At 73.0% G+C, this 23,346-nt stretch carries 25 protein-coding genes; 21 read left to right on the forward strand and 4 right to left on the reverse strand.

Annotation, left to right across the window (positions count from 1 at the left end; translation table 11 throughout):
- Positions 1-18: 18 nt before the first annotated feature.
- The gene (nicT, locus tag EDD39_RS18740; RefSeq protein ID WP_123557512.1) at positions 19-1,128 is read left to right on the forward strand and encodes a Nickel transporter NicT; all 1,110 of its coding nucleotides are present in this window, start codon (positions 19-21) and stop codon (positions 1,126-1,128) included.
- Between the two features lie 7 nt (positions 1,129-1,135).
- On the opposite strand, the gene EDD39_RS18745 is transcribed toward nicT, so the two are convergent.
- On the reverse strand, positions 1,136-1,981 hold the full coding sequence (locus EDD39_RS18745) for a DMT family transporter (protein WP_123557514.1): 846 nt from the start codon (positions 1,979-1,981) through the stop codon (positions 1,136-1,138).
- Positions 1,982-2,103: 122 nt separating this feature from the next.
- On the opposite strand from EDD39_RS18745, the gene EDD39_RS18750 reads away from it, so the two are divergent.
- Complete coding sequence (locus EDD39_RS18750) at positions 2,104-2,679, forward strand: helix-turn-helix domain-containing protein (protein ID WP_123557516.1); 576 nt, start codon at positions 2,104-2,106, stop codon at positions 2,677-2,679.
- Positions 2,680-2,721: 42 nt separating this feature from the next.
- On the opposite strand, the gene EDD39_RS18755 is transcribed toward EDD39_RS18750, so the two are convergent.
- Together EDD39_RS18755 and rpmG are read right to left on the reverse strand one after the other, a co-directional pair.
- Positions 2,722-2,964 carry a type B 50S ribosomal protein L31 gene (locus tag EDD39_RS18755; RefSeq protein WP_030459164.1) on the reverse strand — a complete coding sequence of 81 codons (243 nt, stop codon included), beginning with the start codon at positions 2,962-2,964 and terminating at the stop codon, positions 2,722-2,724.
- 47 nt (positions 2,965-3,011) lie between these two features.
- Positions 3,012-3,176 (reverse strand): 50S ribosomal protein L33, encoded by a 165-nt coding sequence (gene rpmG, locus EDD39_RS18760; protein WP_123557518.1) that lies wholly within the window; start codon positions 3,174-3,176, stop codon positions 3,012-3,014.
- Positions 3,177-3,309: 133 nt separating this feature from the next.
- On the opposite strand from rpmG, the gene EDD39_RS18765 reads away from it, so the two are divergent.
- From EDD39_RS18765 to EDD39_RS18785, 5 genes are all read left to right on the forward strand, one after another.
- On the forward strand, positions 3,310-4,425 hold the full coding sequence (locus EDD39_RS18765; RefSeq protein WP_123557520.1) for an aminopeptidase P family protein: 1,116 nt from the start codon (positions 3,310-3,312) through the stop codon (positions 4,423-4,425).
- 70 nt (positions 4,426-4,495) lie between these two features.
- The gene (gene efp / locus EDD39_RS18770; RefSeq protein ID WP_123557522.1) at positions 4,496-5,059 is read left to right on the forward strand and encodes an elongation factor P; all 564 of its coding nucleotides are present in this window, start codon (positions 4,496-4,498) and stop codon (positions 5,057-5,059) included.
- Between the two features lie 2 nt (positions 5,060-5,061).
- A complete protein-coding gene (gene nusB, locus EDD39_RS18775) occupies positions 5,062-5,499 on the forward strand; it encodes a transcription antitermination factor NusB (protein WP_030907427.1) in 438 nt (145 codons plus the stop codon).
- 110 nt (positions 5,500-5,609) lie between these two features.
- Entirely contained in the window at positions 5,610-6,437 is an 828-nt protein-coding gene (locus EDD39_RS18780; protein WP_123557524.1) for a thioesterase family protein, read from the forward strand.
- Between the two features lie 115 nt (positions 6,438-6,552).
- Complete coding sequence (locus EDD39_RS18785) at positions 6,553-7,407, forward strand: hypothetical protein (protein WP_123557526.1); 855 nt, start codon at positions 6,553-6,555, stop codon at positions 7,405-7,407.
- 89 nt (positions 7,408-7,496) lie between these two features.
- On the opposite strand, the gene bldD is transcribed toward EDD39_RS18785, so the two are convergent.
- Entirely contained in the window at positions 7,497-8,000 is a 504-nt protein-coding gene (gene bldD / locus EDD39_RS18790; protein ID WP_030459171.1) for a transcriptional regulator BldD, read from the reverse strand.
- A 264-nt stretch (positions 8,001-8,264) separates the two neighbouring features.
- On the opposite strand from bldD, the gene pyrR reads away from it, so the two are divergent.
- From pyrR to coaBC, 14 genes are all read left to right on the forward strand, one after another.
- Positions 8,265-8,876 (forward strand): bifunctional pyr operon transcriptional regulator/uracil phosphoribosyltransferase PyrR, encoded by a 612-nt coding sequence (pyrR, locus tag EDD39_RS18795; RefSeq protein WP_123557528.1) that lies wholly within the window; start codon positions 8,265-8,267, stop codon positions 8,874-8,876.
- 6 nt (positions 8,877-8,882) lie between these two features.
- The gene (locus EDD39_RS18800; protein ID WP_123557530.1) at positions 8,883-9,863 is read left to right on the forward strand and encodes an aspartate carbamoyltransferase catalytic subunit; all 981 of its coding nucleotides are present in this window, start codon (positions 8,883-8,885) and stop codon (positions 9,861-9,863) included.
- A gap of 56 nt (positions 9,864-9,919) precedes the next feature.
- Positions 9,920-11,152, forward strand: coding sequence for a dihydroorotase (locus EDD39_RS18805; protein WP_425269753.1), 1,233 nt, complete (start codon positions 9,920-9,922; stop codon positions 11,150-11,152).
- On the forward strand, positions 11,152-11,709 hold the full coding sequence (locus EDD39_RS18810; protein ID WP_123557534.1) for a PH-like domain-containing protein: 558 nt from the start codon (positions 11,152-11,154) through the stop codon (positions 11,707-11,709). Before EDD39_RS18805 ends, EDD39_RS18810 begins: the two co-directional genes overlap by 1 nt.
- Positions 11,706-12,863 carry a glutamine-hydrolyzing carbamoyl-phosphate synthase small subunit gene (gene carA / locus EDD39_RS18815; protein WP_123557536.1) on the forward strand — a complete coding sequence of 386 codons (1,158 nt, stop codon included), beginning with the start codon at positions 11,706-11,708 and terminating at the stop codon, positions 12,861-12,863. The genes EDD39_RS18810 and carA overlap by 4 nt, the downstream gene beginning before the upstream one ends.
- A complete protein-coding gene (gene carB, locus EDD39_RS18820; protein ID WP_123557538.1) occupies positions 12,856-16,164 on the forward strand; it encodes a carbamoyl-phosphate synthase large subunit in 3,309 nt (1,102 codons plus the stop codon). Before carA ends, carB begins: the two co-directional genes overlap by 8 nt.
- 102 nt (positions 16,165-16,266) lie before the next feature.
- Complete coding sequence (locus EDD39_RS18825; protein ID WP_123557541.1) at positions 16,267-17,364, forward strand: quinone-dependent dihydroorotate dehydrogenase; 1,098 nt, start codon at positions 16,267-16,269, stop codon at positions 17,362-17,364.
- A 348-nt stretch (positions 17,365-17,712) separates the two neighbouring features.
- Positions 17,713-18,522 carry an iron-sulfur cluster-binding protein gene (locus EDD39_RS18830; protein ID WP_123557543.1) on the forward strand — a complete coding sequence of 270 codons (810 nt, stop codon included), beginning with the start codon at positions 17,713-17,715 and terminating at the stop codon, positions 18,520-18,522.
- Complete coding sequence (locus tag EDD39_RS18835; protein WP_208765529.1) at positions 18,519-19,499, forward strand: dihydroorotate dehydrogenase; 981 nt, start codon at positions 18,519-18,521, stop codon at positions 19,497-19,499. Before EDD39_RS18830 ends, EDD39_RS18835 begins: the two co-directional genes overlap by 4 nt.
- Positions 19,500-20,339 (forward strand): orotidine-5'-phosphate decarboxylase, encoded by an 840-nt coding sequence (gene pyrF, locus EDD39_RS18840; protein WP_030459181.1) that lies wholly within the window; start codon positions 19,500-19,502, stop codon positions 20,337-20,339.
- A gap of 229 nt (positions 20,340-20,568) precedes the next feature.
- Positions 20,569-20,895 carry an integration host factor, actinobacterial type gene (gene mihF / locus EDD39_RS18845; RefSeq protein WP_030459182.1) on the forward strand — a complete coding sequence of 109 codons (327 nt, stop codon included), beginning with the start codon at positions 20,569-20,571 and terminating at the stop codon, positions 20,893-20,895.
- Between the two features lie 48 nt (positions 20,896-20,943).
- Positions 20,944-21,501, forward strand: coding sequence for a guanylate kinase (gene gmk / locus EDD39_RS18850; RefSeq protein ID WP_123557545.1), 558 nt, complete (start codon positions 20,944-20,946; stop codon positions 21,499-21,501).
- A gap of 52 nt (positions 21,502-21,553) precedes the next feature.
- Positions 21,554-21,820 (forward strand): DNA-directed RNA polymerase subunit omega, encoded by a 267-nt coding sequence (gene rpoZ, locus EDD39_RS18855; RefSeq protein WP_030459184.1) that lies wholly within the window; start codon positions 21,554-21,556, stop codon positions 21,818-21,820.
- 169 nt (positions 21,821-21,989) lie between these two features.
- The gene (gene coaBC, locus EDD39_RS18860) at positions 21,990-23,216 is read left to right on the forward strand and encodes a bifunctional phosphopantothenoylcysteine decarboxylase/phosphopantothenate--cysteine ligase CoaBC (RefSeq protein ID WP_123557547.1); all 1,227 of its coding nucleotides are present in this window, start codon (positions 21,990-21,992) and stop codon (positions 23,214-23,216) included.
- Positions 23,217-23,346: the final 130 nt, after the last annotated feature.

The raw sequence follows: 23,346 nt of genomic DNA on the forward strand, positions 1-23,346 counted from the left end.
GCTGGAGCGTGAACGCGGATGACCGCGCCCGAATCGACCCTGCCCGGGGACAATCCCGGCTCCCCCCTTCCCGCCTTCCGCTGGCGGCGCGAGGACACCCTGCGCACGGCCGGGTTGATGGCGGTGATCCTGGCCATGCACGTGGCGGCGTTCGGGACGCTGCTGTTCCTGGTCGCGCCGCACCACTACGCCGTCGGCACCCAGGTGTTCGGCGTCGGCCTGGGCCTCACCGCGTACACCCTGGGCATGCGGCACGCCTTCGACGCCGACCACATCGCGGTGATCGACAACACCACCCGCAAGCTGATGGCGGACGGCCGCCGCCCGGTCTCGGTGGGCTTCTGGTTCGCCCTCGGCCACTCCTCGATGGTGGTGCTGATGGCCGGCCTGGTGGCCGGGGGCGCGGCGCTGGCGGGCACCCTGATGGACGAGGACTCCACCACCCACCGGGTGCTGGGCACCATCGGCACCACCGCGTCCGGCGCCTTCCTCTACCTGATCGCGGCGCTCAACCTGGTCGCCCTGCTGGGCATCTGGCGGGTGTTCCGGGCGATGCGGGAGGGCCAGTACGACGAGGCCGAGCTGGAGAAGCACCTGGCGGCCCGGGGCTTCCTGGCCCGGCTGCTGAACCGGGCCACCCGCTCGATCAGCCGCCCCGGCCAGATGTTCCCGGTCGGCATGGTGCTCGGCCTGGGCTTCGACACCGCCACCGAGGTCACCCTGATGGTGATGGCGGGCTCCGGCGCGGCCTCCGGCCTGCCCTGGTACGCGGTGGTCTGCCTGCCGCTGCTGTTCGCCGCCGGGATGAGCCTGTTCGACACGCTGGACGGCACGTTCATGAACTTCGCCTACCAGTGGGCGTTCTCCAACCCGGTCCGCAAGGTCTACTACAACCTGACCATCACGGGGCTGTCGATCGCGGTGGCCTTCGTGATCGGGACCATCGAACTGGTCGCCGTGCTGCACGACAAGTTCGACCTGGCCGACCCGGTCACCGGCTGGATCGCCGGCCTCAGCCTGGACAACGTGGGCTTCGTGATCGTCGGCCTGTTCGTGGTGGTCTGGGCCGCCGCGATCGGCTACTGGCGGATCGCCAAGCGCTCCCGGACGTTCGCGCAGGCGTCCTGACGGCGCGTCAACCGGTGGCCAGGATCAGCGTCCCGGCCACCGCGAGGCCCGCACCGAGCACCTGCACCCGCAGCAGCCGCTCCTTCAGCAGGCCGCGCGCCATCAGCGCGGTGACCACCGGATAGAGCGAGGCCAGCACGGCCGCCACCGCCACCGACCCCGGGGAGGAGGCGGCCGCGTACAGGCCGTTCGCGGCCACGTCGGCGACCCCGACGGCGGTCAGCGCGGGCAACTCGCGCAGGCCCGCCCGCAGTTCGAGCGACTGCCGGCGGGCCTGCGCGGCCAGCATCCCGGCGCCGACCACCGCGTTGGTCAACCGCTGCACGCACAGCGTCAGCAGCAGCGCGCCGCCCGCCCCGGCGTGCGCGACCAGCGCCAGCACCGCGCCGAAGGCGAACGCGGCGCCCAGCGTCAGCACCAGCACCCGCCGCCCCACCGCGGGCCCGCCGCGCTGCGGACCGCCCGCCAGCGCGACCCCGGCGACCGCCACCGCGATCCCCAACCCCTGGACGGCGCCCGGCCGTTCGCCGAGGAACAGGCCCACCCCGATCGGCACCAGCACGCCGACGGTGGCCAGCGGCGACACCACACCCATCGGCCCGAGCGCCAGCGCCCGGTAGAACGCCAGCAGCGCGAACGGGCCGATCGCGCCCGCCAGCACCGCGTACCAGAGGGCCGGCCCGGCCCCGCCCCACCCGCCGGTGGCGGTCACCGCCACCGCGAGCACCGCGGCGGCGGCCGTCTGCGAGAGCACCACCACCGTCAGCGCGGGCAGCCGCCGGGTGATCGCCCCGCCCCCGTAGTCGGCGACGCCCCACAGCAGGCTGGCGAGCAGTGCGAAGGCGGCGCTCACGGGGCGGCGGCGCAGGAAGCGGACAGCATGGTGGACCTCGCAGTACAGTCGGTGGATCTGTCGATGCCGCCGCAGCATAGTTCAACCCACTGCACTGACCCAACCAGAATATTGGACTGCCCGTGCCGGACGCCGATCTCGTCACCCAGGCCCTCGCCCGCAACCTCAAACGGCTGCGCCTCGAACGCGGCCACACCCTGGACGCCCTGGCCGCCCGCTCCGGGGTCAGCCGCGGCATGGTCGTCCAGATCGAACAGGCCCGCACCAACCCCAGCATCGGCACCGTGGTCCGGCTCGCCGACGCGCTCGGCGTCTCGATCGCCCGACTACTCGACTACGACGCCTCCGCCACCGTCCGGATCGTCCCGGTCGAGGACGCCGTCCGGCTGTGGACCGGCCCCGCCGGGGGCAGCGGCACCCTGCTCGGCGGCACCGAGGCCCCCGGCCCGCTGGAGCTGTGGTCCTGGCACCTGCAGCCCGGCGAGGGGCACGGCTCCGACCCGCACCCGCCCGGCACCGTCGAGATCGCCCGGGTCGACGAGGGCGTCCTCACCCTCACCCTGGACGGCCGCGACCACCTCGTCCCGGCCGGCTCCACCGCCTCCTACGAGGCCGGCACCGCCCACGGCTACCGCAACGACGGCGACACGCCGTGCCTGGTCACCATGGTGGTCTCGGTCCCCCCGCCCGGCGCGTAGCGAAAAGGGCCCCGGGCGAACCCGGGGCCCTCCGTCGGCCGTTCAGCCGCCGTACCGGCGCCGGTACAGCTCGACCCGGCCCTCGGTGTCCATCAGGCGGGCCCGGCCGGTGTAGAACGGGTGGCTCGCCGAGGACGTCTCCACGTCCACCACCGGGTACGTCCGCCCGTCCGCCCACGCGACCGTCCGGTCGCTCGAGGCGGTGGAGCGGGTCAGGAACGACAGGCCCCCGGTCTTGTCGCGGAACACCACCGGACGGTACTCGGGGTGAATTCCCTGCTGCATGGCTGCTCCTCCTCGTTGTGCGTGTGCCGGTCGGACGGGCCCCGCGGTCAGCGGGCCTCGCGGAACTCCACGTGGCGCCCCGCCACCGGGTCGAACTTCTTCAGGACCATCCGGTCCGGGTCGTTGCGGCGGTTCTTCCGCGTCACGTACGTGAACCCGGTGCCCGCCGTGGACCGGAGCGCGACCACCGGTCGCAGCTCGCTGCGTGCCATCGCCTCTGCCTCCCTCTCCCGGCAACGATTGCCGTTTTCACTACGCCACAACACGAGGCCACCCGCCCGCATTCCCGCCCCCGTCCGCCGGTCCCGACAGGCGCCCCCGGGCCCCCGTTCGTAGGCTCGGACCATGTCCGACGCGCACGCCGCCCGACGCGAACGCCTCCGCGAGTACTGCAGCGCCTCCGGGGCCGACGCCGCGCTCATCACGCGCGCCGCCAACGTCCGCTACCTGACCGGCTGCCCGCCGCTGGGCGCCGCGCTGCTGCTCACCCGCGAGCGCGCGGTGCTCGCGGTGCCCGAGGACGCGGAGCCCGCCGAGGGCGGCGAGGGCGGCGAGGGCAGGCTCGACGCGGAGGTCACCCGGCTGCCGGTGCCCGCCGAGGCCGACGCCGCGTCCGCCGCCGCCGAGGCCGCCGCCCGGCTCGGGGTGCGCGACCTCGCGGTCGAGGAGCACGACCTCACGGTGGCCCGGCACCGCACCGTCGCCCGGGCCGTCGGCCCGGCCCGGCTGCTGGACCTGGACCGGGCCGTGGAACGGCTGCGGGTGGTCAAGGACGAGTACGAGATCGCCGACCTGCGGATCGCCGCCGAGATCGCCGACCAGGCCCTCGGCGAGCTGCTCGAGTCGATCCTGGTCGGCCGCACCGAGCGACACCTGGCGATGGAGCTGGAGCGCCGGATGATCGACCACGGCGCCGACCGGGCCGCCTTCCCGGTCTCCGTCGGCACCGGCAGCCACTCCGGCCTCGAGCACCACCAGCCCACCGACCGCCGGGTCGAGGAGGGCGACTTCCTCACCGTCGCGCTCGGCGCCCGCTACCGCGGCTACGGCATCTCCACCGCCCGCACCTTCGTGATCGGCGCCGCCCCCGCGGCCTGGCAGGTCGAGCTGCACCGGCTGGTCTTCCACGCCCAGCGGGCCGGCCGGGAGGCCCTCGGTCCCGGCGTCGAGCAGCACGTCCCGGACGACGCGGCCCGCTCGATCCTCCAGGCCGCGGGCCACGCCGAACGCTCCGTCCACGCCCTGGGACACGGAATCGGCCTGGAGATCCGGGAGGCTCCGCGCCTGGGGCCCGCCGACATGGGTAAACTGGACAACCGCGTGCCGGTCACCGTCGGCCCCGGGGTGCATCTCCCGGGTCGTGGCGGGGTCCGGATCGAGGACACGCTCGTGGTGCGGCCTCCCGAGGAGGGCGGGCCCGAGCTGCTCACCATCACCACCAAGGAGCTCCTCGCGCTGTGACCGGAAGCGGTCCCGGCGGCGCGCGGCTTGGTGTTCCTTGACAGCGGACATATCAGGAGTAAGTGCGCCCGTGGCTACCACGAACGATCTCAAGAACGGCATGGTCCTCAAGCTGGACGGCGGCAAGCTCTGGACCGTCGTCGAGTTCCAGCACGTCAAGCCCGGCAAGGGCCCGGCCTTCGTGCGCACCAAGCTGAAGGAGGTCCTCTCCGGCAAGGTCGTCGAGAAGACCTTCAACGCGGGCATCAAGGTCGAGACCGCCAACGTCGACAAGCGGACCATGCAGTACTCCTACCGCGACGGCGACGCGTTCATCTTCATGGACATGGACACCTACGACCAGATCCCGGTCGACTCCGCCACCGTCGGCGACGCCGCCAAGTACCTGCTGGAGGGCTTCGAGGCCCTGGTCGCGCAGAACGAGGGCGCCCCGCTGTACGTCGAGCTCCCCGCCGCGGTCGAACTGGTCATCGCCGAGACCGAGCCGGGCGTCCAGGGCGACCGCTCCACCGGCGGCACCAAGCCCGCCACCCTGGAGACCGGCGCCGAGATCCAGGTGCCGCTGTTCGTCACCACCGGCGAGAAGGTCAAGGTCGACACCCGCGACGGCAGCTACCTCGGCCGGGTCAAGTAACCGTGGCCTCTGCTCGTAGCAAGGCCCGCACCCGGGCCTTCCAGATCCTGTTCGAGGCGGACCACCGCGGCGTGTCCCCCGAGCGGGTGCTCGCCGACTGGATCGCGCGGGCCCGCGACCCCCGCCCCGACGAGGGCATCCCGCAGGTCGCGGAGTACACCATGCAGCTGGTCGAGGGCTACGCGCAGCACGCGCGCACCATCGACGACCTGATCTCCACCTACGCGGTGGGCTGGACGCTCGACCGGATGCCGGTCGCCGACCGGAACGTGCTCCGGCTCGGTGCGTACGAGCTGATCTGGGAGGACGGCACGCCCGACGCGGTGGTCCTGGACGAGTCGGTGGAGATCGCCAAGGAGTTCTCCACGGACGAGTCGCCGGCCTTCGTGAACGGCCTGCTCGCCCGCTTCATGGAGCTCAAGCCGAGCATCCGGCGCTGAGCACCCGCACGCCCCTTCGGAGGCCGCCGGACCTGTCGGTCCGGCGGCCTCCGCGCGTAAGCTACCGGCAAGTAATGTTTTTGCCCGCTGCGCAGAAGGGCCGCGAAGCCATGCCGGAAACCACCACCGCCTCCGAGTTCGACCGGGGCATCGCACTCGCCCCGCACCCCGACGAGCCCGGCCGCTACGACGGCGAGCTCGGCGAGGGCTGGCAGATCGGCGGCGGCGTCAACGGCGGCCTGCTGCTCGCCTTCGCCGCGCACGCGCTCGCCCTCGAAGCCGGGCCGGCGCACCCGCACCCGCTCACCGTCAGCGGCACCTACGTCTCCGCCTCCCGGCCCGGGCCGGCGACCGTCCGCACCGAGATCGTCCGGCGCGGACGCAGCCTCGCCACCGGCAGCGCGATCCTCTCCCAGGGCGGCGAGGAGCGGCTGCGGGTCACCGCCTCGTTCACCGACCTCGCCGCGCTCGACGACGAGGTCGCCACCACCGCGCTGCCGCCGACCCTGCCCGCGCCCGAGCAGTGCATAGGCATCGAGCACGCCCCGCGCGAACTCATCGCCCAGGCCGCCCTGTTGGAGCGCCTCGACCTGCGCCTCGACCCCGCCACCGTCGGCTGGGCGCTCGGCCAGCCCTCCAAGGAGGGCCGCATCCAGGGCTGGTTCCGGCTCGCCGACGGCCGCCCCGCCGACCCGCTGTCCCTGCTGCTCACCGCCGACGCCCTCCCCCCGGTCACCTTCGACCTCGGCCGCCCCGGCTGGGCCCCCACCATCGAACTCACCGTCCACCTCCGCGCCCTCCCCGCCGACGGCTGGCTCCGGGTCTCGCACGCCACCCGCAACGTGGCCGGCGGCTACTTCGAGGAGGACTGCGAGATCTGGGACGAGAACGGCCGACTGGTCGCCCAGTCCCGCCAGTTGGCCAAGACCCCGCGCTGACCCGCCGGTGGTGCACGGTCAGTTGCAGAGTTGTGACGGACCGTGTGTGTGGGGCGGGTGTGGGCGGGGAGGAGTGGGGCAGCAGTTGCCCGACCGATAGACCCGGGAGCCACCCATGTCCAGGAACAGCCGCCGGCCGCGCCGGCTCAGCGGGGAGCCCTCGTGCCGGGGCGAAGAGGTCTTCGTGACGGGGATCCTGACCAGCGAGGCGGACTTCCGGCGGGTGCGGGCCTGGCGGGTGACGGACGCGGCCGACTACCGGACGTACCTGCGGGAGGCCGGGGAGCTGCTGGCCGGGGCGGTGGAGGAGTACGGGACGGTCCGGGCCCGGATGTTCCACCCGGAGGACTTCGCCGACTACTGCCTGCTGCACGGGCTGGACGTGCGGGAGCAGGCCGCGCGGGACGGCTACCTGGTCAACCCGCCGCTGCAGACCCAGCTGGTGACGTACCGCGGGGAGGACCTGGCGGACTTCCTGCCGCGGCTGGTCCGGGCCCGCGAGGGCGGGCTGGCGCTGCGGTACGCGGACCTGCTGATGGACGGGGCGCTGTGCGGCCCGGAGCACGCGGCGGCCGACCCGCGGGCGCGGTGGACGTACCAGCAGGCGTCCGAGGTGTTCCGCCGGGTGCTGGTCGGCGCGGGCTGCGGGGCGTACGAGTTCCGGGTGGTGGTGGACGCGCCGGGCGGGCCGCTGGAGGCCGGGGCGCGGGTGCTGCACTGGGAGGACGGCGCGGTCCGGATCAACGACGAGGACCTGGACCTGGTCACCGCGGTGCTGTGCGCCGGGCTGTACTGCGAGCTGCCGGGCGCCGCGGTGCTGCACGGGACGCAGGGCTCGGGCGCGCTGTGCGGCGAGTACCGGCAGGTGGCCTGGGCCTGGCGGAGCACCGGGTACGAGTGGTCGCCGGCCGAGCTGGCGGTGGCCGGGGTCGCGGCGGCCCCCGGGTTCAGCCTGGGCACGGTGGTCTGAGGACGCGCAGCAGCGGGGCGGGAGACCGGAACTCCGGTTCTCCCGCCCCGCTGTGACGTTTCTTCAAACGGGCGACTGGCCGACCGAGGTCAGCTCGCGTCCTCCTCGCGGACGGCGCGGCGCGCGTCCGGGTTCAGCACGCCCCAGCTGATCAGCTGCTCGGTGAGGATCGAGGGGGACTGGTCGTAGATGACGGCCAGCGTGCGCAGGTCGTCCTGGCGGATCGAGAGCACCTTGCCGTTGTAGTCGCCGCGCTGCGACTGGATGGTCGCGGCGTAGCGCTGCAGCGGGCCGGCCTTCTCGGACGGGACCTGGGTGAGGCGCTCCAGGTCGAGCACCAGGCGCGGCGGCGGCTCGGCGGCGCCGCCCGGGGTGCCGCCGGGCAGCAGCTCCTGGACCGGCACGCCGTAGAACTCGGCCAGCTCGGCGAGGCGCTGCACGGTGACCGCGCGGTCGCCGCGCTCGTAGGAGCCGACGACCACAGCCTTCCAGCGACCCTGGGACTTCTCCTCGACGCCGTGCAGGGAGAGCCCCTGCTGAGTGCGGATCGCCCGGAGCTTGGCTCCGAGCTGCTTCGCGTAGTCGCTGGACAATGGATCTCCCCGGACGAGATTGCTTCGCGTGCGCTGAAAAGTGAGCGACGACGGGTCCCTGCAGAGCACCTTCGTAACTCACTGTGAGGTTACGTAGAGTGAGGGTTGCGCGTCAAGCCGAATGGGGCACTCGTGCGAACGGGCGGCGAACGGCCTTCGATCAGCACGCTGCTACCATGGGCGAGGCTCCGGCTGCGGCCGGAAACCATTCCAGACATCCTTTAAGACCCGTCCCGTGAGGCGGGGAAGGAGGTCCGCTTCGGCATGACCACACCCAGTTCACCCCCCCGCGCCCCGCACCAGGTGCTGGACGCCACCGACATCGCCCGGGTCGTCACCCGGATCGCCCACGAGATCGTGGAACGCGCCAAGGGCGCGGAGGACGTGGTGCTGCTCGGCATCCACACCCGCGGTGTCCACCTCGCCCGCCGACTGCAGGGCAAGCTGACCCAGATCACCGGCCGGGACATCCCGTTCGGGACGCTGGACATCACCATGTACCGGGACGACCTGCGGCTGAAGCCCGCCCGGGCCCTGGAGCACACCGAGATCCCGGCCGAGGGCATCGACGGCAAGCTGGTGATCCTGGTCGACGACGTGCTGTTCTCCGGCCGGACCATCCGGGCCGCGCTCGACGCGCTCAGCGACATCGGCCGCCCGCGCGCCGTCCGCCTCGCCGTCCTGGTCGACCGCGGGCACCGCGAACTCCCCATCCGCGCCGACTACGTGGGCAAGAACCTGCCCACCTCGCTGCGCGAGGCCGTGCAGGTCCGGCTGGCCGAGTCCGACGGGCTGGACACCGTCCTGCTGGGCGACCGCGACTACGCCGCCCGCTCCTCCCAGGCCCTTGCGGCCGACACCGAACTCCCGGAGTAGAACCGCGTGAAGCGCCACCTCGTCTCCACCGCCGACCTCGGCCGCGACGACGCCCTGCTGATCCTGGACACCGCCGAGGAGCTCTCCCAGTTCTCCGGACGGGCCGTCAAGAAGCTGCCCACGCTGCGCGGGCGCACCGTCGTCAACCTGTTCTTCGAGGACTCCACCCGCACCAAGACCTCCTTCGAGGTCGCCGAGAAGCGGCTGTCCGCCGACGTCATCAACTTCTCCGCCAAGGGCTCCTCGGTCTCCAAGGGCGAGAGCCTCAAGGACACCGCGCTGACCCTGCAGGCGATGGGCGCCGACGCCGTGGTCATCCGGCACCACGCCTCCGGCGCGCCCGCCAGGCTGGCCGGCTCGGACTGGCTGCACGGCTCGGTGATCAACGCCGGCGACGGCACCCACGAGCACCCCACCCAGGCCCTGCTGGACGCCTTCACCCTGCGCCGCCACCTCAACCCGGGCGCCGGGCGGGACCTGGCCGGCCGCAAGGTCGCCATCGTCGGCGACATCCTGCACAGCCGGGTCGCCCGCTCCAACGTGCACCTGCTGACCACGCTCGGCGCCGAGGTCACCTTCGTCGCCCCGCCGACCCTGCTGCCGATCGGCATCGACACCTGGCCGTGCGAGGTCTCCTACGACCTCGACAGCGTGCTGCCCAAGGCCGACGCGGTGATGATGCTGCGGGTCCAGCGCGAGCGGATGAACGCCGCGTTCTTCCCCACCGAGCGCGAGTACTCCCGCCGCTACGGGCTGGACGGCGCCCGGCTGGCCAGGCTGCCCGAGCACGCCATCGTGATGCACCCCGGCCCGATGGTCCGCGGCATGGAGATCACCGCCGAGGTCGCCGACTCGCCGCGCTGCACCGTGGTCGAGCAGGTCGCCAACGGCGTCTCGGTCCGGATGGCCGTGCTCTACCTGCTGGTCGGCGGCGCCACCCTCGCCGACGCCCCCCGCACCACCGAACTCCCGGAGGCCGCCCAGTGACCACCTACCTGATCCGCAACGCCCAGATCCTCGGCGGCGCCCCCCAGGACATCCACATCGTCGACGGCGCCTTCGCCGCGATCGGCGAGGGCCTCGACGTCCGGGCCGACATCGACATCGACGCGCACGGCCTGATCGCCCTGCCCGGCCTGGTCGACCTGCACACCCACCTGCGCGAGCCCGGCCGGGAGGACGCCGAGACCGTGCTCACCGGCACGCAGGCCGCCGCCATGGGCGGGTACACCGCGGTGCACGCGATGGCCAACACCTTCCCGGTCGCCGACAGCGCCGGCGTGGTCGAGCAGGTCTGGCGGCTGGGCCGCGAGTCCGGCTACTGCGACGTGCAGCCGGTCGGCGCCGTCACCGTCGGCCTGGAGGGCAAGCAGCTCGCCGAGCTCGGCGCGATGCACGACTCCGCCGCCGGGGTGCGGGTCTTCTCCGACGACGGCAAGTGCGTGGACGACGCGGTGATCATGCGCCGCGCGCTGGAGTACGTGAAGGCCTTCGACGGCGTGATCGCCCAGCACGCCCAGGAGCCCCGGCTGACCGCCGGCGCCCAGATGAACGAGGGCACGGTCTCCGGCGAGCTCGGCCTCGGCGGCTGGCCCGCCGTCGCCGAGGAGTCGATCATCGCCCGGGACGTGCTGCTCGCCGCGCACGTCGGCTCCCGGGTGCACATCTGCCACCTGTCCACCGCCGGGTCGGTCGAGATCGTCCGCTGGGCCAAGGGCAAGGGCTGGGACGTCACCGCCGAGGTCACCCCGCACCACCTGCTGCTCACCGACGAGCTGGTGCGCTCCTACGACCCGGTGTACAAGGTCAACCCGCCGCTGCGCACCGCCGCCGACGTCGAGGCGCTGCGCGAGGCGCTGGCCGACGGCACCATCGACGCCGTCGCCACCGACCACGCCCCGCACCCCGCGGAGGACAAGGACTGCGAGTGGGCGGTCGCCGCGATGGGCATGGTCGGGCTGGAGACCGCGCTGTCGGTCGTGCAGCAGACCATGGTCGACACCGGCCTGCTGAACTGGGAGGGCGTCGCGGACCGGATGTCGCACCGGCCGGCCCGGATCGGGCGGCTGACCGGCCACGGACGGCCCATCTCGGTGGGCGAGCCTGCCAACCTGGTGCTGTTCGATCCCGCGTACCGTGGAGTCGTGAACCCCGACACCTTCGCCACCCGCTCCCGCAACACCCCGTACAAGGGCATGGACCTGCCCGGCCGGGTGCACGCCACCTTCCTGCGCGGCGAGGCCACCGTGCTGGCCGGCGAACTGGTCGAGCGCTGATGCCGCTCGCCACCGAGAAGGGCCACGTCACCGACTGGCCCGGGTACATCGGCGCGACGGTCGGCCTGCTGATCCTGATCGCGCTGGTGTACTGGCTGATGCGGCAGGGCTGGAACTGGCGGCGCACCCTCCAGTCCGACCTGCCCGAACCGCCCGCGGTGCCCGCGGAGACCGGCCCGGCGCTGCTGGCGGCGCCCGGCCGCTACCACGGCTCCACCACCGCCGGGAACTGGCTGGACCGGGTCGTCGCGCACGGCCTCGGCACCCGCAGCCTGGCCGAACTGACCCTCACCGAGCGGGGCCTGCTGGCCCGCCGCCCCGGCGAGGCCGACCTGTGGATCCCCGCCGCGGCGCTCACCGGCGCCCGCACCGACTCCGGCATCGCCGGGAAGGTCGTGCCGAGCGGGCTGCTGGTGGTCGGCTGGACGCTCGGTGACCGCGCCCTGGAGAGCGGGTTCCGGCTGGACGCCGCCGAGGGGCACGACGACTGGGTCGAAGCCGTCGAGGCACTAGTGACACGTACGAAGACGATGAAGACGGAAGAGGCCGCCACATGACCGCACCTGCCCCCACCACGCAGCGCACCAGGCGGGAGCGAGTGCCCGCCGTGCTCGTCCTGGAGGACGGCCGGACCTTCCGCGGCCAGGCGTACGGCGCGGTCGGCGAGACCTTCGGCGAGGCGGTCTTCAACACCGGCATGTCCGGCTACCAGGAGACCCTGACCGACCCGTCCTACCACCGCCAGGTGGTCGTGATGACCGCCCCGCAGATCGGCAACACCGGCTGGAACGACGAGGACGACGAGTCGCAGCAGATCTGGGTGTCCGGCTACGTGGTCCGCGACCCCTCCCGGGTCGCCTCCAACTGGCGCTCGCAGCGCTCGCTGGACGAGGAGCTGGAGCGCCAGGGCGTCGTCGGCATCAGCGGGATCGACACCCGCGCGCTCACCCGCCACCTGCGCGAGCGCGGCGCGATGCGGGTCGGCATCTTCTCCGGGCCGGCCGTCGCCGACCAGGCGGCGCTGCTGGCCAAGGTGCAGCAGGCCCCGGAGATGAAGGGCGCCGACCTGTGCGCCGAGGTCGCCACCAAGGAGGCCTACGTCGTCCCGGCGATCGGCGAGAAGAAGTTCACCGTCGCCGCCGTGGACCTGGGCATCAAGGGCATGACCCCGCACCGGATGGCCGAGCGCGGCATCGAGGTGCACGTGCTGCCCGCGAACAGCTCGGTGGAGGACATCTACGCCGTGCAGCCCGACGGCGTGTTCTTCTCCAACGGCCCCGGCGACCCGGCCACCGCCGACCGCCAGGTCGAGGTGCTGCGCGGCGTGCTGGCGAAGAAGACCCCGTTCTTCGGCATCTGCTTCGGCAACCAGCTGCTGGGCCGGGCCCTCGGGTTCGGCACCTACAAGCTCAAGTACGGCCACCGCGGCATCAACCAGCCGGTGCAGGACCGCAGCACCGGCAAGGTCGAGGTGACCGCGCACAACCACGGCTTCGCCGTGAACGCGCCGCTGGACCAGGTGAGCGACACCCCCTTCGGGCGGGTCGAGGTCTCCCACGTCTGCCTCAACGACGACGTGGTCGAGGGCCTGCAGGCACTCGACATCCCCGCCTTCAGCGTGCAGTACCACCCCGAAGCGGCAGCCGGCCCGCACGACGCCGCCTACCTCTTCGACCGCTTCGTCCAGCTCATGGAGGGCCAGCGTGCCTAAGCGCACCGACATCAAGTCCGTCCTGGTCATCGGCTCCGGCCCGATCGTCATCGGCCAGGCGGCGGAGTTCGACTACTCGGGCACGCAGGCCTGCCGGGTGCTCAAGGCCGAGGGGCTGCGGGTCATCCTGGTCAACTCCAACCCGGCGACCATCATGACCGACCCGGAGATCGCCGACGCCACCTACGTCGAGCCGATCACCCCCGAGTTCGTCGAGAAGATCATCGCCAAGGAGCGCCCCGACGCGCTGCTGCCGACCCTGGGCGGCCAGACCGCGCTGAACACCGCGATCTCCCTGCACAAGGCCGGCACGCTGGAGAAGTACGACGTCGAGCTGATCGGCGCCGACGTCGAGGCGATCAACAAGGGCGAGGACCGCGAGCTCTTCAAGGGCGTCGTCGAGGCCGTCAACGCCAAGATCGGGTACGGCGAGTCCGCCCGCTCGGTGATCTGCCACTCGATGGAGGACGTCCTCGCGGGTGTGGAGACGCTGGGCGGCTACCCGGTCGTCGTGCGCCCCTCCTTCACCATGGGCGGCGCCGGCTCCGGCTTCGCCCACGACGAGGAGGACCTGCGCCGGATCGCCGGGCAGGGCCTGACCCTCTCGCCGACCACCGAGGTACTCCTGGAGGAGTCCATCCTCGGCTGGAAGGAGTACGAGCTGGAGCTGATGCGCGACAAGCACGACAACGTGGTCGTCGTCTGCTCGATCGAGAACTTCGACCCGATGGGCGTGCACACCGGTGACTCGATCACCGTCGCCCCGGCGATGACCCTCACCGACCGCGAGTACCAGATCCTGCGCGACATCGGCATCGCCGTGATCCGCGAGGTCGGCGTCGACACCGGCGGCTGCAACATCCAGTTCGCGGTCAACCCCGAGGACGGCCGGGTCATCGTCATCGAGATGAACCCGCGCGTCTCGCGCTCCTCCGCGCTGGCCTCCAAGGCGACCGGCTTCCCGATCGCCAAGATCGCCGCGAAGCTCGCCGTCGGCTACACGCTGGACGAGATCCCCAACGACATCACCGAGCAGACCCCGGCCTCCTTCGAGCCGACCCTCGACTACGTCGTCGTCAAGGTGCCGCGGTTCGCGTTCGAGAAGTTCCCGTCCGCCGACGCCACGCTGACCACCACCATGAAGTCGGTCGGCGAGGCCATGGCGATGGGCCGCAACTTCCCCGAGGCGCTGAACAAGGCGCTGCGCTCGCTGGAGAAGAAGGGCTCCCAGTTCAGCTGGGTCGGCGAGGCGGGCGAGAAGGACGAGCTGCTGGCGAAGGCGGTCGTCCCCACCGACGGCCGGATCAACACCGTCATGCAGGCGATCCGGGCCGGCGCCACCCCCGAGGAGGTGTTCGAGTCCACGAAGATCGACCCGTGGTTCGTCGACCAGCTCTTCCTGATCCACGAGATCGCCGTCGAGCTGGGCGAGGGCGACAAGCTCGACCCCGAGCTGCTGCGGCACGCCAAGCGGCACGGCTTCTCCGACCAGCAGATCGGCGAGATCCGCGGCCTGAAGGCCGACGTGGTCCGCGAGGTGCGGCACGCGCTCGGCATCCGCCCGGTGTTCAAGACCGTCGACACCTGCGCCGCCGAGTTCGCCGCCAAGACCCCGTACTTCTACTCGTCCTACGACGAGGAGAGCGAGGTCGCGCCGCGCACCAAGCCCGCCGTGATCATCCTGGGCTCCGGCCCGAACCGGATCGGCCAGGGCATCGAGTTCGACTACTCCTGCGTGCACGCCTCCTTCGCGCTCGCCGACGCCGGGTACGAGACCGTCATGGTCAACTGCAACCCGGAGACCGTCTCCACCGACTACGACACCTCCGACCGGCTCTACTTCGAGCCGCTCACCCTGGAGGACGTGCTGGAGATCGTCCACGCCGAGCAGCAGGCCGGACCGCTGGCCGGCGTCATCGTCCAGCTCGGCGGCCAGACCCCGCTCGGCCTGGCGCAGGCGCTCAAGGACAACGGCGTGCCGATCGTCGGCACCCCGCCGGAGGCGATCCACCTCGCCGAGGAGCGCGGCGCCTTCGGCCGCGTCCTGCGCGACGCCGGGCTGCCGGCGCCCAAGCACGGCACCGCGTTCTCCTTCGAGGAGGCCAAGGCGATCGCCGACGAGATCGGCTACCCCGTGCTGGCCCGCCCGTCCTACGTGCTCGGCGGCCGCGGCATGGAGATCGTCTACGACGAGCCCTCGCTCGCCTCCTACCTGGAGCGGCACGCCGGCCTGATCTCCGAGCACCCCGTGCTGATCGACCGCTTCCTCGACGACGCCGTCGAGATCGACGTCGACGCCCTGTACGACGGCGAGGAGCTGTACCTCGGCGGCGTCATGGAGCACATCGAGGAGGCCGGCATCCACTCCGGCGACTCCGCGTGCGCGCTGCCGCCGATCACCCTCGGCGGGTACGACATCAAGCGGCTGCGCTCGGCCACCGAGGGCATCGCCAAGGGCGTCGGCGTGCGCGGCCTGATCAACATCCAGTTCGCGCTGTCCGGCGACATCCTGTACGTGCTGGAGGCCAACCCGCGCGCCTCCCGCACCGTGCCGTTCACCTCCAAGGCCACCGCCGTCCCGCTGGCCAAGGCCGCCGCCCGGATCTCGCTCGGCGCCACCGTCGCCGAGCTGCGCGCCGAGGGCCTGCTGCCGCGCGAGGGCGACGGCGGCACGCTGCCCGCCGACGCGCCGATCTCGGTCAAGGAGGCCGTCATGCCGTGGTCGCGCTTCCGCGACGTGCACGGCCGCGGCGTCGACACCGTGCTCGGCCCGGAGATGCGCTCCACCGGCGAGGTCATGGGCATCGACCGGGTCTTCGGCACCGCGTACGCCAAGTCCCAGTCCGGCGCGTACGGCGCCCTGCCCACCAAGGGCAAGGTGTTCGTCTCGGTCGCCAACCGCGACAAGCGCAACCTGGTCTTCCCGGCCCGCGCGCTGGTCGAACTCGGCTTCGAACTGCTCGCCACCACCGGCACCGCCGAGGTGCTGCAGCGCGGCGGCATCCCCGCCACCGTGGTGCGCAAGCACTCCGACGGCGAGGGCCCGAACGGCGAGCAGACCATCGTCCAGCTGATCCACGAGGGCGCGGTCGACCTGATCATCAACACCCCGTACGGCACCGGCGGCCGCCTCGACGGCTACGAGATCCGCACCGCCGCGGTCTCCCGGGGCGTGCCCTGCCTGACCACCGTTCAGGCGATGGGCGCGGCCGTGCAGGGCATCGCCGAGCTGCGGCGCGGCGAGGTCGGCGTGATGTCGCTGCAGGAGCACGCGGCACTGATCAACTCCGGCCGCAACTAGGTCGAAACCGTGGGGGGCACACCGGTCCGGTTGCCGGGTGCCCCCCACGTCCATGTCCAGGCCCGGTCCGGCTCGGTTCGGCTGATGGAGGTCCAACCCGCGATGTACAAGCTCCTGTTCAACCTGGTGTTCAAGAAGATGGACCCGGAGAAGGCCCACCACCTGGCGTTCTTCTGGATCCGGCTGGCCCACTCGGTGCCCGGCCTGCGCTCCCTGGTGCGCGCCCTGCTCGCCCCGCGCGACCCCCGGCTGCGCACCACCGCGCTCGGCCTCGACCTGCCCGGACCGTTCGGCCTCGGCGCGGGCTTCGACAAGAACGGCATCGGGATCGACGGCCTGTCGATGCTCGGCTTCGACTACGTCGAGATCGGCACCGTGACGGGCGAGCCGCAGCCCGGCAACCCCGCGCCCCGGCTGTTCCGCCTGGTCGAGGACCGGGCGCTGATCAACCGGATGGGCTTCAACAACCAGGGCTCGGCCCGGGTCGCCGCCCGCCTCGCCGCCCGCCCGCACACCAGCAGCACGCCCGTCATCGGCGTCAACATCGGCAAGACCAAGGCCGTGCCGGAGGAGGAGGCGACGGCCGACTACCTGAAGAGCGCGAAGGAGCTGGCGCCGTACGCCGACTACCTGGTCGTCAACGTGTCCTCGCCGAACACCCCCGGGCTGCGCAACCTGCAGGCCGTGCGGGTGCTCGGGCCGCTGCTCTGGGACGTCCGCAAGGCCGCCGACGAGGTCACCAACCACCACGTGCCGCTGCTGGTGAAGATCGCCCCCGACCTCGCCGACGAGGACATCGACGAGATCGCCGACATGGCCCTGCACCTCGGCCTCGACGGCATCATCGCCACCAACACCACCATCGGGCGCGAGGGGCTGCGCACCCCCGCCGCCCGGATCGAGGAGATCGGCATGGGCGGCCTCTCCGGCGCCCCGCTCAAGGAACGCTCGCTGGAGGTGCTGGAACGCCTGCGCAAGCGCACCGACGGCCGGCTCGCCATCGTCTCCGTCGGCGGCATCGAGACCGCCGAGGACGCCTGGCAGCGCATCCTGGCCGGCGCCGACCTGGTCCAGGGCTACTCCGCGTTCATCTACGAGGGGCCGTTCTGGATGCGCAAGCTCCACAAGGGCCTGTCGGCGCGGCTGCGGGCCGCGGGGTACGCGACGATCGGGGACGCGGTGGGGAAGGGCAACCGGTAGCCGGTAGCCGGTAGCCGGTAGCTGCTGGCCGCCAGCCGCTGGCCGCGGGGGCGGTTGGGGGAGTGGGGCGGGCCTGTCGGCGCGGCTGCGGGGCGTCGGGTGCGCGAGGATCGGGGACGCGGTGGGGAAGGGCAGCTGGTAGCCGCCAGCGCCAGCCGCTGGCCGCGGGGGCGGGTGGGGGAGCGGGGCGGGCCTGTCGGCGCGGCTGCGGGCCTTCGGGTGCGCGAGGATCGGGGGCGCGGTGGGTGGAGGGCAGCCGGTGGCCGCCGGCTGCGGGGGCGGGGCGGTGGGGTAGGAGCTGGGCGGGACGGCCGTCTTGGCGGCGGGCGCGGAGGAAGGGACGGCGGGATGGCCAATCCGGTGGTGGCCCGGGCCGAGGTGCTCGGGGTCCGGGCCGACGGGCCCGGCCGGCGGGTCACGGTGCGCTGTGCGACGGCGGCGGCCCGGTTCCGGCCGGGGCACTTCGCGGCCCTCGCCGCTCCCGGGGGGAGCGCCGACGTGCTGCGCCGGGCCGTGCCGATCCTGCGCGCCGACGGCGAGGACCTCGACCTGCTGCTGCCCGCCGACCCGCCGGCCGTCCTCGACCTGATCGCCCCGCTCGGCACGCCCTACCCGCAGCCCGACACCCCCGGCTGCGCGCTGCTGCTCGGCGAGGACACCGCTGCCGGACCGCTGCTCGCCCTCGCCGAACAGCTGCTCGCGGGCGGCAGCCAGGTCGCCTTCGTGCTCGCCGCGCCGACCGCCGGGCGCCTGTACGGCGTCGACGCGGCCCGCGAGCTCACCGCCGACGTCCTGCTGCTCACCGCGGACGGCAGTGCCGGGCTCCCGCTCGGCGAGGACCCGGCCGGGCTGGTCGACCAGGCCCTGCGCGCGCTCTACGCCGACCTGCTGTACACCGCCGCCTCGCCCGGGCTCTCCGCGGCGGCGGTCGGCGCCGCGACCCTGCGCGGGGTGCGCAGTTGGACGGCGGTGGGCGCGGAACTGCCCTGCGGCACCGGGCTGTGCCTGGGCTGCGTGCTGCCGGTGCGTGACGCGGACGGCGTCAGCCGGCTGGTGCGGGCCTGCACCGAGGGGCCGGTCTTCGACGGCGCCCGGGTCCGCTGGGGCGGGCTGGGCACCGTACCGGCGGACGTGGAAGGGGCGGGGGTGATCGCGTGACGGACCGTCAGGACGTCGACCTGACCGCGCCGTTGGGGTCCGGGACGGTGCCGAACCCGTTGTCCACCGCGGCGGGGTGCGCCGGGTTCGGGCGGGAGCTGGCGCGGTTCGTGCCCTTGGACGAGCTGGGGACGCTGACCACGCGGACGGTGCTGCCGCGGGCGGGGGCCGGGTTGCCGGGGCCGCGGATCGTCGCGGTGCCGGGCGGGGTGCTGAACGCCGTGGGCGGCCAGCAGCCGGGCATCGACGGGTTCCTGCGGCGCGAGCTGCCCTGGCTGGCGGAGCGGGGGGTGCGCACCGTGGTGTCGATCGGCGGGCACCGGCTGGAGGACTTCGCGGAGCTGGCCGCCCGGCTGGCGGGGCGGGATGGGGTGCGCGGCCTGGAGCTGAACCTGTCCGCGCCGGGCGCCGCCGACCGGGGGCTGCTGTTCGCGGCCAACCCGGCGGTCAGCTACGACGTGGTCGCCGCGGTGAGGGCCGCCGCGCCCGGGCTGCCGGTCTACGCCAAGCTGGCCCCCGACCAGGGGTCGGTCACCGAGGTCGCGGCCGCCTGCGTGGCGGCCGGGGCCGACGGCCTGTCGATGGTCAACACCGCCCGGGGCATGGCCATCGACCTGGACGCCCGCCGTCCCGCCCTGGGCGCGCCCGGCGGCCTGGGCGGCCTGTCCGGGCCGGCGCTGCGGCCGATCGCGGTGCGCTGCGTGTTCCAGGTGCACGCCGGGATGCGGGCCGGGCGGATGCCGACGGTGCCGATCCTCGCCATGGGCGGGGTGCGCACCGGCCGGGACGCCCTGGAGTTCACCCTGGCCGGCGCGTCCGGCGTCGCGGTCGGCTCGGAGCTGCTGCGCGACCCGACCGCACCGCTGCGGATCCTCGACGAACTGCGGACGGAGCTCGCCGAGCGCGGCTTCGCCGCCTACACCGACGCGGTGGGGCTCGCCCACCGCACCACCACGACGGAAGACGGAAGACAGTAGATGACTGACAGCACGCCCTTCGGTGCCCGCCTGCGGACCGCCCTCGACACCCGGGGCCAGCTCTGCGTCGGCATCGACCCGCACGCCTCGCTGCTCACCGCCTGGGGGTTGAACGACGACCTGGCCGGGCTGGAGACCTTCTCCCGCACCGTGGTCGAGGCGCTGGCGGACCGGGTCGCGGTGCTCAAGCCGCAGTCCGCGTTCTTCGAGCGCTTCGGCAGCCGCGGCATCGCGGTCCTGGAGCGCTCGGTGGCCGAGGCCCGGGCGGCCGGGGCGCTGGTGCTGATGGACGCCAAGCGCGGCGACATCGGTTCGACCATGGCCGCGTACGCCGAGACCTTCCTGTCCCCGGACAGCCCGCTGTTCTCGGACGCGCTCACCGTCAGCCCGTACCTGGGCTTCGGTTCGCTGCAGCCGGCCGTGGACCTGGCGCACGCCAACGGGTGTGGGCTGTTCGCGCTGGCGCTGACCTCCAACCCGGAGGGGCACGAGGTGCAGCGCGCGGTCGGGGCGGACGGGCAGAGCGTGGCGCAGGCGGTGCTGCGGCGGCTGGCGGCGGAGAACGCGGGCGCCGAGCCGCTGGGGTCGTTCGGCGCGGTGGTCGGCGCGACGCTCGCCGACGCCGGGGTGGACCTGGCGATCAACGGCCCGCTGCTGGCCCCCGGGGTGGGCGCGCAGGGCGCCACCGCGGCCGACCTGCCGCGGGTCTTCGGCGACCAGGTGCGCAACGTGGTGCCCTCGGTGAGCCGCGACGTGCTCCGGCACGGGCCGTCGGTGGCGGCGCTGCGACAGGCCGCGCAGGCGTTCGTCAACGATGTGAGGGGCGTCACAAACGCGTGAGCATCGGGCCGCCAACTCGGTTGATTTGACCGGAAAACTCCCAGGTCGGCCCCTGCTGACCTGGACTTTTCGTGTTCTTTTCCTGACGCGGCGGCCCAAGTTGGGTAGTGTCCGGCGGTAGGACGCCAGTTGGCGGTGGTCACGGCCACCTCCGCAGGTCAGAGCCTGTGGCGTCCGGGCACCACCAAGTCATGGCTCATCCCTTCCATCCACACCTGAGGTGAACGGCGTGGCTCTTCCGCCCCTTACTCCCGAACAGCGCACCGCCGCGCTCGCCAAGGCCGCCGAGGCTCGCCGGAAGCGTGCCGACGTCAAGAACCGGCTGAAGCACTCGGGCGCCTCGCTGCACGACGTCATCAAGGCCGGCAAGTCCGACGACGAGGTCATCGGCAAGATGAAGGTCTCCGCCCTGCTGGAGTCCCTGCCGGGTGTCGGCAAGGTGCGCGCCAAGCAGATCATGGAGCGCCTCGGCATCTCCGAGAGCCGTCGCGTGCGCGGCCTCGGTACGAACCAGATCGCCTCCCTGGAGCGGGAGTTCGGCGGCGCGGCCTCCTGATCGGAGGCCGGTGTCGGCGGAACGTCCGCGATCCGGGATAATCGGTACATGAGTGAGCGTCCGCGGCTGACCGTGCTCTCCGGCCCCTCCGGGGTCGGCAAGAGCACGGTCGTCGCTCATATGAGGAAGCAGTTCCCCGAGGTCTGGCTGTCGGTGTCGGCGACGACCCGGCACCCGCGCCCCGGTGAGCGCGACGGCGTGCAGTACCACTTCGTCGACCACGAGCAGTTCGACAAGCTGGTGGCCAACGGCGAGCTGCTGGAGTGGGCGGTCTTCGCCGGGAACCGGTACGGGACGCCGCGGCAGGCCGTGCTCGACAAGCTCGACAAGGGCGAGCCGGTGCTGCTGGAGATCGACCTCCAGGGGGCCCGGCAGGTCAAGGAGTCGATGCCCGAGGCGCAGCTGGTCTTCCTGGCCCCGCCGAGCTGGGACGAGCTGGTCCGCCGGCTCACCGGCCGGGGCACCGAGCCGCAGGACGTCATCGACGAGCGGCTGGCGGTGGCGAAGGTCGAACTGGCCGCCGAGGCGGAGTTCGACACGACCCTTGTCAACACCTCCGTCGAGCAGGTAGCGGCCGAACTGCTAGCCTTGCTCGGTGTAGCCTGACCGGATCGGCTGCATCCAGCCGATACCCGTAAACCACTTCGGAAGGTTCAGCGTGTCCTCTTCGATGACCGCGCCCGAGGGCATCATCAACCCGCCGATCGACGAGCTGCTCGAGGCCACCGACTCCAAGTACAGCCTGGTGATCTACGCGGCCAAGCGCGCCCGCCAGATCAACGCGTACTACTCGCAGCTGGGCGAGGGCCTGCTCGAGTACGTCGGCCCGCTGGTCGACACCCACGTGCACGAGAAGCCGCTGTCGATCGCGCTGCGCGAGATCAACGCCGGCCTGCTCACCGCCGAGGCGGTCGAGGGCGCCTGAGCCCCCGAGAGTCCCTGCAGGGCCCGTTCCGATGCCGTCCGGCGTCGGGGCGGGCCCTGCGGCCGTGTGCGGCCCGGTGTGCCCGGCGGCACGTCGCAGCCGTGCGCTGATGGGCCGTAAGGTGGGCGCGAGCCCGTCGCAGTGCCGTGATGAAGGAGAGCCGACCGTCATGAACGCGTCCCGTGTGGTCCTCGGGGTGAGCGGCGGGATCGCCGCCTACAAGGCCTGTGAACTGCTGCGGAGGTTCAGCGAGTCCGGGCACGAGGTCACGGTGGTGCCGACCGCGGCGGCGCTGCACTTCGTCGGGGAGGCGACCTGGGCGGCGCTGTCCGGGCGGCCGGCGGCGACCGAGACCTGGGAGCGGGTGCACGAGGTCCCGCACGTGCGGATCGGGCAGCAGGCGGACCTGGTGGTGGTCGCCCCGGCCACCGCGGACCTGCTGGCGAAGGCCGCCCACGGCCTGGCCGACGACCTGCTGACCAACACCCTGCTGACGGCCCGCTGCCCGGTGGTGTTCGCGCCCGCCATGCACACCGAGATGTGGGAGCACCCCGCCACCCAGGAGAACGTCGCCACGCTGCGGCGGCGCGGCGCGATCGTGATCGAGCCCGCGGTGGGCCGGCTCACCGGCGTCGACACCGGCAAGGGCCGGCTGCCCGACCCGGCGGAGATCTTCGCGGTCTGCCGCCGCGTCCTGCTGCGCGGCCCGCTGGAGCAGGACCTGGCCGGCCGGCACCTGGTGGTCTCGGCGGGCGGCACCCGCGAGCCGCTCGACCCGGTGCGCTTCCTCGGCAACCGCTCCTCCGGCAAGCAGGGCTACGCGCTGGCCGCCACCGCGGTGGCCCGCGGCGCCCGGGTCACCCTGGTCGCCGCGAACACCGCGCTGCCCGACCCGGCCGGGGTGGACGTGGTCCGGGTCGGCACCGCGATGCAGCTGCGCGAGGCGGTGCTGAAGGCCGCCGAGGACGCCGACGCGGTGGTGATGGCCGCCGCGGTCGCCGACTTCCGCCCCGCCGAGTACGCCAGCGGCAAGATCAAGAAGGTGGACGGGGTCGAGCCCGCGCCGATCGTGCTGGTCCGCAACCCCGACGTGCTGGCCGAGGTCGCCGCCGACCGGTCCCGCGCCGGGCAGGTGGTGGTCGGCTTCGCCGCCGAGACCGACGACGTGCTGGCCAACGGCCGGGCCAAGCTCGCCCGCAAGGGCTGCGACCTGCTGGTGGTCAACGAGGTCGGCGACGGCAAGGCGTTCGGCCAGGACACCAACAGCGCCGTGCTGCTCGGCGCGGACGGCTCCGAGGTCCACATCGCGGACGGCCCCAAGGAGATCCTGGCGGACGCGGTCTGGGACCAGGTCGCCGCCCGGCTGCCCCGCGCCGGGGCCGGGGCGGAGCGTTAACCGCTGCAACGCCCCGAGTTGTCCCGGTAGTTGGATCCCCCCGGGCCGGTAGGTTCGGCCGCGACCCGTCCTGACCGGCGCAGACCGGCCGGTGTGATCCTCGACCGGACACGGCGGACCTTGCCGGGGA

This window comes from Kitasatospora cineracea, from assembly GCF_003751605.1.
Taxonomy (GTDB): Bacteria; Actinomycetota; Actinomycetes; order Streptomycetales; family Streptomycetaceae; genus Kitasatospora; species Kitasatospora cineracea.